Annotated in this window: 9 protein-coding genes; 5 read left to right on the top strand and 4 right to left on the bottom strand. The window is 65.8% G+C overall.

Annotation, left to right across the window (positions count from 1 at the left end; genetic code table 11):
• Window positions 1-6 precede the first annotated feature (6 nt).
• Complete coding sequence (locus ACREBX_RS06075; protein WP_431560860.1) at window positions 7-1,452, bottom strand: leucyl aminopeptidase; 1,446 nt, start codon at window positions 1,450-1,452, stop codon at window positions 7-9.
• A gap of 132 nt (window positions 1,453-1,584) precedes the next feature.
• Here ACREBX_RS06075 and ACREBX_RS06070 point away from each other — a divergent pair, with 132 nt between their 5' ends.
• The 4 genes from ACREBX_RS06070 to rsmA all read left to right on the top strand — a co-directional run bounded on the left by ACREBX_RS06070 (window position 1,585) and on the right by rsmA (window position 7,527).
• Window positions 1,585-3,888, top strand: coding sequence for an LPS-assembly protein LptD (locus ACREBX_RS06070; RefSeq protein WP_431560859.1), 2,304 nt, complete (start codon window positions 1,585-1,587; stop codon window positions 3,886-3,888).
• A gap of 443 nt (window positions 3,889-4,331) precedes the next feature.
• Window positions 4,332-5,672, top strand: a complete 1,341-nt coding sequence (locus tag ACREBX_RS06065) for a peptidylprolyl isomerase (protein ID WP_431560858.1) — start codon at window positions 4,332-4,334, stop codon at window positions 5,670-5,672.
• Window positions 5,672-6,691, top strand: a complete 1,020-nt coding sequence (gene pdxA / locus ACREBX_RS06060; protein ID WP_431560857.1) for a 4-hydroxythreonine-4-phosphate dehydrogenase PdxA — start codon at window positions 5,672-5,674, stop codon at window positions 6,689-6,691. Before ACREBX_RS06065 ends, pdxA begins: the two co-directional genes overlap by 1 nt.
• Window positions 6,688-7,527, top strand: coding sequence for a 16S rRNA (adenine(1518)-N(6)/adenine(1519)-N(6))-dimethyltransferase RsmA (rsmA, locus tag ACREBX_RS06055; RefSeq protein ID WP_431560856.1), 840 nt, complete (start codon window positions 6,688-6,690; stop codon window positions 7,525-7,527). The genes pdxA and rsmA overlap by 4 nt, the downstream gene beginning before the upstream one ends.
• Window positions 7,528-7,533: 6 nt before the next feature.
• Here the strand turns inward: rsmA and ACREBX_RS06050 are convergent, their stop codons facing one another.
• From ACREBX_RS06050 to guaB, 3 genes are all read right to left on the bottom strand, one after another.
• Entirely contained in the window at window positions 7,534-8,064 is a 531-nt protein-coding gene (locus ACREBX_RS06050; protein ID WP_431560855.1) for a tetratricopeptide repeat protein, read from the bottom strand.
• A 32-nt stretch (window positions 8,065-8,096) separates the two neighbouring features.
• Entirely contained in the window at window positions 8,097-9,287 is a 1,191-nt protein-coding gene (locus ACREBX_RS06045; RefSeq protein ID WP_431560854.1) for an RsmB/NOP family class I SAM-dependent RNA methyltransferase, read from the bottom strand.
• Between the two features lie 112 nt (window positions 9,288-9,399).
• The gene (guaB, locus tag ACREBX_RS06040; protein ID WP_431560853.1) at window positions 9,400-10,857 is read right to left on the bottom strand and encodes an IMP dehydrogenase; all 1,458 of its coding nucleotides are present in this window, start codon (window positions 10,855-10,857) and stop codon (window positions 9,400-9,402) included.
• A gap of 259 nt (window positions 10,858-11,116) precedes the next feature.
• Here guaB and ACREBX_RS06035 point away from each other — a divergent pair, with 259 nt between their 5' ends.
• Window positions 11,117-12,481, top strand: coding sequence for an MFS transporter (locus ACREBX_RS06035; RefSeq protein ID WP_431560852.1), 1,365 nt, complete (start codon window positions 11,117-11,119; stop codon window positions 12,479-12,481).
• Window positions 12,482-12,499: the final 18 nt, after the last annotated feature.

Here is a 12,499-nt window from a genome sequence, read left to right as displayed (position 1 = left end):
ACTTGCTCAGCCTTCGTGGTTGGCGGCGATGTAGCGGTCGAGCAGGCGCACGCCGTAACCCGTCGCGCCCTTCGCCCACACCGGACCGTCTTTGTCACCCCACGCCACGCCCGCGATGTCGAGATGCGCCCATGCGACGCCTTCGCCGACGAAGCGCTTCAGGAACTGCGCAGCGGTGATCGAGCCGCCTTCGCGCGGGCCGATATTCTTCATGTCGGCGATCGGGCTGTCGATCAGCTTGTCATAGGCGGGTGACAGCGGAAAGCGCCACAGCTTGTTGTTGCTGGCCTCGCCCGCCGCCAGCAGGTCGGCCGCAAGCGTGTCGTCGTTGGCGAAGATGCCCGCATATTCATGCCCGAGCGAAATCACCATCGCGCCGGTCAAGGTCGCGAGGTCGACGATCACCTTGGGATTATAGGCGCTCTGCGCCCAGCTAATCGCATCGCAGAGGACAAGGCGGCCTTCGGCGTCGGTGTTGAGCACCTCGACCGTCTGCCCCGACATGGTGGTGACGACGTCGCCGGGACGCATCGCATTGCCGTCGGGCATGTTCTCGACGAGGCCGACGACGCCGACGACATTCGCCTTCGCCTTGCGGCCTGCGATCGCCTTGATCGCGCCCGCGACCGCGCCCGCGCCGCCCATGTCCCACTTCATCATGTCCATGCCCGCGGCGGGCTTGATGCTGATGCCGCCGGTGTCGAAGGTGACGCCCTTGCCAATGAAGACCACCGGCGCGTCGCCCGGATTGCCGCCGTTCCAGCGCATCGCGAGCAGCCGCGGCGGGCGCGTCGAGCCCTGCGCAACGCCGAGCAGCGCGCCCATGCCGAGCGCCTTCATCTGGCGCTCGTCGAGCACTTCGATTTCGACGCCGAGGTCGGCAAGATGCTGGCAGCGATCGACGAACGTCTCCGGGTAAAGGATGTTCGGCGGCTCGGCGACGAGCGTCTGCGTCAGCGCCACGCCGTCGGCAATCGCTTCATTTTCCGCCCAGCGGCCCGACAGGTCGCCGTGGGGCGACGCGATCGTAACCGTCTTCAGGCTTGGCTTCGCCGTATCGGCGAGGCGCGTGCGATAGGTGTCGAGGCGCCAGTTGCGCAAGCGCGCGCCCATCGCGAAGGCGAGGACGTCGTCGGTATCGCTCTGACCCGTGCTCGCGAAATCGACATGGACCGCGGTCGCACCGCTCGTCTGCAGTTTCGCCGTCAGCGCCGCGCCGCCGCGCTCGAGGTCTTGCTCGCTGCCCTCGCCGATGCCGACAAGCAGCAGGCGCTTCGCCTGTTCGCCGTCGATCGCCGCGGTCTCGGCAATCGCGCCCGCGGCGCCTTCGAAGCGCGCCTGCGCCGCCGCGGCGCCGAGCAATGCGCCGAGTGGGCCGGCCTCGCCCTTGCGGACCGGAAATGCGACGACGTCGGCAGACGCATCGATTTGCGCGACAAACTGAATGTCCATGCCTTAACTTTCTTATGCGGTGATTGATTGGAACGTGGCGGACCGATAGGGGTTTCGCTTGCGAGTTGCAAAAACAAAGCTGCCGGTCCAAGCCGGGAAACGTCGATATAGGGTTCGGGACAAAGGGATTAAATGAGCTGGGCTTTGTTCCATCGGGCAGCGCGTGCGCGGCCGTTCTGGCTGGCGACGGCGAGCGGCGTGGCCTTGGCCGCTTGCCCCGTGCTGGCCCAGTCGAACGACGAATCGCCCCAGTCGGCCGAGGTGACGGGGCAGCCCGACCTGCAAACCCCCGACGTCGTCCCGACGACGACCGATGCGCCCGCGGTCGAGACCGAAGACCAGATCGGTTTCGCCGCCGATAACCTCAATTACGACAGCGACAGCGAAGTCGTCATTGCCGAGGGCAATGTCCAGATGAACCGCGAAGCGATCGAGATGCGCTCCGACAAGGTCACCTGGAACCGCAAGACGGGCCAGGTCTTCGCCGAAGGCAATGTCGTCATCAAGAACCCCGAAGGCGACACCGCCTATGGCGACAAGATCGAGCTGACCGACACGCTGCGCGACGGGGTAGTCGAAAACATGCTCGTCGTGCTCGACAATGGATCGCGGCTGGCGGCGATCAGGGGCACGCGGTTCGACAATGGCAATATCGAGCTGGAGAATGCCGCCTATACGCCCTGTCCGGTCGAGGACGACGAAGGCTGTCCCAAGAACCCGAGCTGGCAGATTCGCGCCGTAAAGGTGATGTACGACCGGGCGAAGAACAAGGTCCGCTACAAGGGCGCGCGCGTCGAGATTTTCGGCCTGCCGCTGATCCCGCTTCCCGGCCTCAGCCATTCGATCAACAACGAGGCGAGCAGCGGCATCCTGGTGCCCGAAATCAGGCTCGACCGCAGCAACGGGTTCGAAATCGCGGTTCCCTATTATCTGCGCCTCGCACCCGACCGCGATGTCACGATCACGCCGCATATCTACACCAGCGCGGCGCCGATGATCGAGGGCGAGTTTCGCGCGCTGACCGACATCGGCTCGTTCCGCATCAACGGCTATGCGACCTATGGCTCGCTCGTCCCGCTGACGGGCGACGACCCCGACAGCGAAAAACGCTTTCGCGGCTATCTGGAAAGCGCGGGCAAGTTCCAGTTCGATCCGCGCTGGAGCCTGACCTATTCGGGCCGCATCGCGACCGACCGCACCTTCATGCGCCGCTATGACATCAGCCGCGACGACCGGCTGCGCTCGACCTTCGAGCTCGAGCGGATCGGGGGCAACTCCTATCTGTCGATCGCCGGCTGGGCGACACAGACGCTGCGCCGCAACGACGAACAGGGCCAGCAGCCGATCGCATTGCCGATCATCGACTATCGCCAGCGCCTCGACGATCCGATCTTTGGCGGCCAGTTCGAACTGCAGCTCAACACACTCGCGATCGGGCGCACCGCGGGGCAGGATACGCAACGCGCCTTTGCCGGGGCGCAATGGAATTTGCGCGGGCTGACGGGGCTGGGCCAGGAAGTGACGCTGACCGCATTGGTCCGCGGCGACGTGTATCACAGCGACGAAAATCTGCTGACCGCCATCCCCGGCTATCGCGGCAAATCGGGCTGGCAGGCGCGCGGAATCGCCGCGGTCGCCGCCGACATGCGCTGGCCCTTTGTCGGCGAATTCGCGGGCGGCACCCAGACGCTGACTCCGCGCGTCCAGATCGTCGCGACCCCGCCGATCAAGAATCTCGACATCCCGAACGAGGATTCGCGCGCCTTCGACCTCGAAGACAGCAATTTGTTCGCGATCAACCGCTTCAACGGCCACGACCGGTTCGAGGACGGCGCGCGCATCACTTATGGCGTCGAATGGAATTACAGCCGGCCGGGCTTCAACATCAGCAGCGTCGTCGGCCAGAGTTATCGCCTGTCGGACAAGCCCAGCCTGTTTCCCGACGGCACGGGGCTGACCGACCGGACGTCGGACATCGTCGGGCGCACCACGGTTGCCTATCGCGATTTTCTGCGTCTGACCCACCGCTACCGGCTCGACAAGGATAACCTCGCGATCCGCCGCAACGAATTCGACGCGACGATCGGCAGCCGCTCGACCTATGCCGTGCTCGGCTATTCGCGGCTCAACCGCGACATTTTGCTGCTCGGCGAAGAGTTGCAGGACCGCGAGGAAGCGCGTGTCGGCGGACGCGTCGCGGTGGCGCAAAACTGGTCGGTCTTCGGATCGGCGATCGTCGATCTGACGCAGCGGACCGACGATCCGCTGAGCAGCGCCGACGGATTCGAACCGATTCGTCACCGTTTGGGTGTCGCCTATGACGACGAGTGCCTGTCGATCGCGCTGACCTGGCGGCGCGACTATGCCGACACCGGCGACGCGCGGCGCGGCAACAGCTTCTCGTTCCGCATCGCGTTCCGTAATCTGGGGTTCTGACAGCTGACGACCAGAAGTGGACGTTGCCAACCCAAACGACGTCACCCCGGGCTTGACCCGGGGCCTGCCTGTCTTGAAGAAAAAGGCGGGTCCCGGGTCAAGCCCGGGATGACGGAAAGCAACGTCCGCTTCCCACCCCGATGCCGACATCCCATCCCGCAAAATGCACCTTTCCTACATTATTCCGCTATGCCAACCTCCGGTCCGTTCTCTGACCTCGTCGGCATACGCTCCCCGGCTTAAAGCGACAAAGGAGACAGAATCGGACCGCGCATGCGCATCCTTTGTCTCCTTAAAGCCCAACGGCGGTTCCCCTTCGCTCAGCCTAGGTTCAGCGTGTGCGGCGTAACTGCGGGCATCAAATGGCTCCAATGGCGGATTGCGCTGGACCATCGGGCGTTTCCGCTGATACGGAGCGTCGGACTTTCTCGAATAGGGTAAAGATGACCAAATTTTCGACCATGACCGGCCTGATCGCCTTGGCCGCCGTCGGCGTTACGCCCGTGCTGGCCCAGACCGTTGCCGACAGTGACGTTCCGACGACCAGCCTCAACATCCCGGGCAATGTGCAGCTTTTCGGCGATGCAAAGCCGAACGTCTATCGCCCCTCGGCCACCGTGAACGGCGAGATCATCACCGCGACCGACATCGAGCAGCGCATGGCGCTGATCCGCATCGCCAACAACAATGTCGAACTGCCGCCCGAGGAAATCCAACGGCTGCGCAGCCAGGTGTTCAGCAACCTGATCGACGAAAAATTGCAGATTCAGGAAGCCAAGGCGGCCGAGATCACGATCGACGAGAATGTCGTGAACGATCAGTTCGCCCGCCTTGCCACGCGGTTCAAACAGACGCCCGACCAGTTTTCGACCTATCTCGCGACGAAAGGCTCGTCGGCGGCGGCGGTGAAGCAGCAGATCCGCGGCGAATTCGCCTGGGACCGCCTGTTGTCGCGCAACATCCAGTCGACCACCAACGTGTCGACCGAAGAGGTCAAGATCGTCGCCGATCAGATGACCGGAACCAAGGGGCAGGACGAGTTCCACCTCGGCGAAATCTATCTGTCGTCGACGCCCGAAACCGCTGCCGCGGTCGGCGAAAATGCGAAGAAGATCATCCAGGCGTTGCAGGCGGGCGGCAGCTTCGCCGCCTATGCGCGCCAGTTTTCGGAAGCATCGACCGCCGTCGTCGGCGGCGACCTGGGTTGGGTAAAGGGTGGGCAGTTGCCCGGATCGATGGGCGAGGCGGCAACGCAGATGCAGCCCGGCCAGCTTGTCGGCCCGATCGAGGTTCCGGGCGGCGTTTCGATCATGCTGATGATCGACCGGCGTCAGGTGCTGACCGCGGATCCGCGCGACGCGATCCTCAGCCTCAAGCAGATTTCACTCGATTTCCCGGCGGGCATCACGGCGGCAAAAGCCTCTGAACTGGCGAGCCAGTTTGCCGAAAAGACGCGCGGTATCGCCGGTTGCGGTGCCGCCGACGCGGTGGCGCAGAGCCTGGGAGCCGCGGTCGTGTCGCGCGACAATATCGAGATGCGCGCGCTGCCGGCCCCGCTGCAAGCGACGCTGGCCAGCCTGCAGATCGGCCAGACGACGCAGCCGTTCGGCGCTGCGAACGAAGGCGTCAGTGTCCTCGTGCTCTGCGGCCGCGACATGCCGCAGACCGCGACCGCCCCGAACCTCGAGCAGATCGAACAGAAATTGCTGGAAGACAAGGTCAACAAGCGGGCCCAGCGCTATCTGCGCGACCTCCGCCGGGATGCCGTGATCGAATATAGCTGATGTCTGATTACAGCAATCGACGTCCGATCGCGGTCACCATGGGTGACCCGGCCGGCGTCGGCCCCGAAGTCACGGCCCGCGCCTGGGCCGCGCGCCGCGAAAACAACCTGCCCCCCTTTGTCGCCGTCGGCGACGCGGCGGCGATCGCCGCCGTCTGGGACGGCCCGGTCGCGCGCGTCGGCGACATGGACGAGGTGGTGCGGGCCTTTGACGATGCCCTGCCCGTCTGGCATCTGGAGGACAGCGGCCCGCTGACCCCCGGCGTGCCGACCCCGGCGGGGGCAACCTGCGCGCTCCATGCACTCGAGACTGGGATCGGGCTGACCCGCAACCAGGCGAGTTCGGCGCTCGTCACGGGTTCGGTCTCCAAATATGCGCTGCACGGCATCGGCTATACGCATCCGGGGCAGACCGAATTCATCGCCGAACGCTGCGGCGTCACCGCGACCAATGCCGTGATGATGCTGGCGGGGCCAAGCCTGCGCGTCGTGCCGCTGACCGTGCATATCCCGCTGTCCGAAGTGCCCGACCGGCTGACCGCCGAATTGATCGTCGCCAAGGCGCGGATCGTCGCGCGCGGATTGCGCCGCGATTTCGGAATCGACGCGCCGCGCATCGCGCTTGCCGGCCTCAACCCGCACGCGGGCGAGAGCGGCCAATTGGGCAGCGAAGAAGAGCGGATCATGGCGCCCGCGGTCGCGCAGCTCGCCGCGGAAGGGATCATCGTCGACGGCCCGCTCGCCGCCGACAGTCTGTTCGCACCCGCGGTTCGTGCGCAATATGACGTGCTGCTCTGCGCCTATCATGATCAGGCACTGACCCCGTTCAAGGCGCTGCATTTCCACGACGGCGTCAATCTGACCCTCGGTCTGCCGATCATCCGCACCTCGCCCGACCATGGTACGGCGTTCAACATCGCGGGCACCGGCACCGCCGATCCGGGGCCGACGATCGCGGCGATCGCGATGGCCGCCCAGCTCGCCACGTCACGCGAGCGCAGCTACGCGCCGGCGAAGTGACGGCCCGACCAGCGCCCGAATTGCCGCCGCTGCGCGAGACGGTCCGCACCCACGGCCTGCAGGCGAGCAAGGCGCTGGGGCAGAATTTCCTGTTCGACGAACAATTGCTCGATCGGATCGCGGCGATTCCGGGCAATCTCGACGGCGCCACGGTGTTCGAGGTCGGCCCCGGTCCCGGCGGGCTGACGCGCGCGCTGCTGCGCGCCGGCGCGAAAGTGATCGCGGTCGAGCGCGACGACCGCTGCCTGCCTTTGCTCGCCGAACTCGGCGAAGCATTTCCGCGGCAGCTGACGGTGATCGCCGACGACGCGATGGCGGTCGATGTCGACGCGCTGACCGGCGGCGCGCCTTATCATATCGTCGCGAACCTGCCCTATAACGTCGGCACCGCGCTGTTCACGCGCTGGCTGGAGCCCGCGGCCTGGCCGCCGCGCTGGCTGTCGCTGACCCTGATGTTCCAGCTCGAGGTCGCCGAACGCATCGTCGCGCCCGTCGGGACCGACGCCTATGGGCGGCTGGCAGTGCTCGCACAGTGGCGCTCGACCGCGAAGATCGCGATGAAAGTCCATCGCTCGGCCTTCACGCCGCCGCCGAAAGTAATGTCGGCGATCGTCCATGTGACACCGGCCGATCAGCCCGAAGGCGTAAACCCGAAACTGCTGTCGAAGCTCACCGAAAAGGGATTCGGCCAGCGGCGCAAGATGCTGCGACAGAGCCTGAAGGGCGTCGAGGGTGCGGTTGCCGCGGCCGAGGCGCTGGGGATCGAGCCGACGCGGCGCGCGGAGACGGTCAGTGTCGCCGAATGGGTAGCATTGGCGCGCGCGCTCGGCGCCTGACCTCGATCAATTCTTGTTGCTGGCCGTCCCGACGGTGGCGACAACCGGCTTCGGCACCAGCACTTCGGCGGCAACGACGCGCTTCGACGCGCTCGATGCGATCGTCTTTTCGAGCGCGGCGACCTGTGGGCATTTCTCACCGCACACGCGCTGCGCCTCGACCAGCTTTTCGCGCGCGAGTTCGAGAGCGCCCTTGTCGGCGAGCGCTTCGCCCTGCCCAGTCAGCGCGACGATGTCGTTGGGTTCGAGGACAAGCGCCTCGCGATAGAGGCCGATGGCCTTGCCCGGCAGCCCCTGCGCGCGTGCGACCTGCGCCAGCGCGATGATCGCCGACCGATTGCGCGGGTCGGCGGCGAGCGCCGATTCATAGAAACCGATGGCGGCGTCGAGATCGCCGGAGTCCTGCGCCTTGTGACCTTCTTGCTGGAGCGCTATCGAGCGCGGGAAGATGTCGTTATCGGCGCGCTGCGCATCGGACGCGGTGGGCAGACTGGCGAGGATCAAACCCGCAGTTAGAGCCAAAAAACCGACGCGCATCGCATTCTCCCATCGCTTCATTGCAGGCGATGCTAACATGGTGCCGTCAGTCGTGCGAGAAAAAATCCGTCGCAGCCGTCATGGCCCGGAGTCATCAGATACCCCGCCCCTGCGGCGCGTCCGACGCCATCCGGAAGATAGCCGTCATCGGCCGTCCAGCCGGGATGCCGGTTCAGAAAATCGTCCACCTGTGCCCGCCCCTCGCGCGTGATGATCGAGCAGACAGCATAAAGAAGTTTGCCGCCCGGCGCTACAAGATCGACGCCGATGTCGATCAGTTTCGCCTGGTCGGCGACATGACGGTCGAGCCGCGCGGGGGTTGAGCGCCAGCGCAGTTCGGGGCTGCGACGCCAGGTGCCGCTGCCCGAACAGGGAGCATCGACGATTACGCGATCGGCCTTGCCCATCCGGTCGGCGAGCATCGCGCGTTCCTGCCCCGGATTGAGCAGCAGCGTTTCGATCGCCGTTGCCCCGCCGCGGTGCGCGCGCGGCGGCAATTGCTGAAGCCGCGCGCGATTGGTGTCGCAGGCGAGGATCGCGGCTTCGTCGCCCGTCGCCGAAGCGATCGCGAGCGTCTTGCCGCCCGCGCCGGCACACAGATCGATGACCACCTGCCCGGCTCGAGCGTCAAGCGCGGCGGCGGCAAGTTGGCTCGCGGCGTCCTGCACCTCGAACTGACCCTCGGCGTAGGAGGCGTGCTGGACCGCTGGAGTTTCGCCGGGCAGGCGCCAGCCGTCGGCAAGGCCGGCAATCGCTTCGCCGTCCGGAAAGATCAACGCGAGTTCGTCGCGGCTCGAGCGCAGTCGGTTGGCGCGCAAGTCGAGCGGCGCGCGAGCCAGCATCGCCTCGCGCTCCGCCTTTCCCACGAGCGGGTCGAAGAGTTTCATCAGCGCGGTGGTGGCGATCCCGGTTTCGGCGCGCGGTTCGTCGGCCGAAATGGCTGCCGGGCCATAGGGTGCGCCATTGAACAGCGCGGCTAGTTCGGGATCGGCATCGGCAAGCGCAAGCATCGCGGCGCGGCCCGAGGCCGGCACCGACCGCACGCTGCGGATAGCATCATAGACATGGTTGCGGATCGCGCGGCGATCTTTCGATCCGGCATAGCGGCGCGCGCGCATCGCCTCGGCAAAGATCGCGTCGGCAGGCGCTCCGCCGTCGCGCGCGGAGATGGCGATGGCATCGAGGATTTCGATGGCAGTCTGGACGCGCGCAGCGGGGGTCATGAGTTCAACCTTTCTTCCCCGTCATTGCGAGGAGCGAAGCGACGAAACAGTCCAGTGCGGTGTATATCCGCTCTGGATTGTTTCGCGGCGTTAGCAATGACGACGGGGCAGATTACCCCGCCGGATAGTTCGGTGCTTCGCGTGTGATCGCGACGTCGTGGACATGGCTTTCGCGCAGACCCGCGTTGGTGATGCGCACGAATTTGGCGCGCTCGCGGAAATCCTTCAGCGTACGGCTGCCGGTATAGCCCATCGCGGCCTTCACGCCGCCGACCATCTGGTGGATCACATCCTTCGCGGGGCCCTTGAACGGCACCTGGCCCTCGATGCCTTCGGGAACCAGCTTCATCTGGTCCTTGATGTCTTGCTGGAAATAACGGTCGGCCGAGCCGCGCGCCATCGCGCCGACGCTGCCCATGCCGCGATAGCTTTTATACGTGCGGCCCTGGAACAGGAAGGTTTCGCCCGGCGCCTCGGCAGTCCCTGCCAGCATCGACCCGACCATGACGCTCGATGCGCCAGCCGCGAGGGCCTTGGCGATGTCGCCCGAGGTGCGGAGGCCGCCGTCGGCGATCACGGGCACGCCCAGCTTCGACGCCGCCTCGACGCTGTCGAGGATCGCGGTGAGTTGCGGCACGCCGACGCCCGCGACGACGCGCGTCGTGCAGATCGAGCCCGGCCCGATGCCGACCTTCACGCCGTCGGCGCCCGCGTCGATCAGCGCGCGCGTTGCGTCGCCCGTGGCGACATTGCCCGCGAGCACCTGAACGCGGTTCGACAATTTCTTGATCCGCGCGACGGTCTCGCCAACGCCCTTGCTGTGGCCGTGTGCGGTGTCGACGACGATCAGGTCGCACTCGGCCTCAAGTAGCGCCTCGGCGCGTTCGATGCCGCTGTCGCCGGTGTTCGTCGCCGCCGCAACGCGCAGGCGGCCGCTGGCGTCCTTCGTCGCGTCGGGGAAATTGACCGCCTTTTCCATGTCCTTGACGGTGATCAGGCCGATGCAATGATAATCATCGTCGACGACAAGCAGCTTTTCGATGCGGCGCTGGTGCAGCAGCTTGCGCGCCTCGTCCTGCTCGACCCCGGCGCGCACCGTAGCGAGATTTTCGGCGGTCATCAGCTCGCGAACCGGCTGGCCGGGATTGTCGGCAAAGCGCACGTCGCGGTGCGTGAGGATACCGACGAGCTTGCCACCGGTTTCAACGACGGGGATGCCCGAAATCCGGTGCTGGTCCATCAGCGCGATCGCATAGGACAGCGGCGCGTCGGGGGTGATGGTGATCGGGTTGACGATCATGCCGCTTTCGAAGCGCTTCACCTGGCGGACTGCGGCCGCCTGCTCCTCGATCGTGAGGTTGCGGTGAAGGACGCCGATGCCGCCGATCTGCGCCATCAGGATCGCCATGTCGGCCTCGGTCACCGTGTCCATCGCCGAGGAGAGGATCGGGATGTTGAGGCTGATTTCACTGGTGAGCTGGGTCGACAGGTTCGCGTCCGACGGCAAAATATCCGACGCGCCGGGCACCAGCAGCACATCGTCGAAGGTGAGGCCGGTGATGATTTCCATGGGTGCCACTTTCTGGTGCGGGCGGCGCCTGCCCCGGTTTTCCGGGCGGCACACGCGATTCGTTTGGTGGCGGCCCATGTAACCAGTCAGGCCCGCGCGCGCCAGTGGGTGACGAACGATTATTTCGCGTGGGGCTGGATCATCGGCGGGGGCACGGAAAAACGAGGCGGCAGGCCGAAAAATGTAACCGATTGCATTGCCTGCGGCCGCTCGTTAGACCGCTGCGCATAACATAGTTTCGGCGAAGAGGATATTCCGGATGAACGTGCCCAGCCAGGCGACCACCCATAGCGGCGGCCGGTCGAATGCCATGGCGGCCTTTGCCGCGGTCACCGTGTTGTTTTTCGCCTGGGGTTTCATCACGTCGCTGATCGATCCGCTGGTCGCCGCGGTGAAGGGCATCTTCACGCTGAGCGACGCCGAGGCGCAATTGTCAGCCTCGGCCTTCTTCATCGCTTACGGCCTGATGTCCTTTCCCGCCGCCGCGTTGATCGCCCGCTTCCATTCGGTGCCGTCGATCCTGACCGCGCTGTCGACGATGGTGGTCGGCTGCCTCGTCATGCTCGCGGCGGCGAACCTTGCGATTTATCCGCTCGTACTCGCCGGACTTTTCATCCTCGCGAGCGGCATCACCATCTTGCAGGTCGCGGCGAACCCGCTCGCGGCGGCGCTGGGCGATCCGAAACGCAGCCATTTCCGCCTGACCTTCAGCCAGACGTTCAACAGCTTCGGCACCTTTCTCGGTCCGCTGATCGGCGCGCACCTGTTTCTCGAGGGCGTCGAGGTCAAGGAAGGCAGGGTGGTCACCGACGCCGTGCGCGCGCAGGCGCTCGCTGGGATCGATTCGGCCTATTTCTGGATTTGCGGCCTGATCGTCGCGCTGCTCCTGTTCTTCTGGGTCAGCCGGCGGATCGTCAACGAAGCGGTGCCGCCCGCGCCGATCGGCGAGCGCGCCGGAATGGGCGAACTGATCCACGAGGCATTTTCGTCGCGCTGGGCGCTGCTCGGCGGGCTTGCGATCTTCCTCTATGTCGGCGCCGAGGTGGCGATCGGCACGCAGATGGCGCTGTTCCTCAACAGCGATGCGATCTGGGGGCAGTCGGACGCCGCCTTTGGCACGTTCGGCTGGATCATGGGCAACGACGGCGTCTCCGGCGTTTCGTTGCAGGAGGCAGGAAAGGCAGTCGCGCTTTATTGGGGCGGCGCGATGGTCGGCCGCGCGATTGGATCGGTGCTGCTCGCACGCTTCTCGGCATCGAAGATGCTTGTGGCCTTCACCGCCATCGCCGCCTTGCTCTGCCTCTACGTCGTCTTTGTCGGCGGCGTGACCGCCGGCTTCGTCGCGCTGTCGATCGGCCTTTTCAATTCGATCATGTTCCCGGTGATCTTCACCCTGACGCTCGAACGCTCGAACGCGCGCGCCGAAGCGACCTCGGGGCTGCTCTGCACCGCGATCGTCGGCGGAGCGGTGATCCCCTATTTCATCGGCCTGCTGTCGGGCACGGTCGGCTATGCCGCCGCGCTGATCCTGCCCGCCGCCTGCTATGCCATGCTCTGCGTCTTCGCCATCGCCGCCGGACGGGCCCCGGCCCGGCAAGCGAGCGCGGGCGTGACCGTTCACTGACCCTCGAGGGCGAGGGGG

Source organism: Sphingopyxis sp. (genome assembly GCF_050725655.1).
Classification (GTDB): Bacteria; Pseudomonadota; Alphaproteobacteria; order Sphingomonadales; family Sphingomonadaceae; genus Sphingopyxis.
This window is presented reverse-complemented; position numbering and strand designations above follow the sequence as displayed.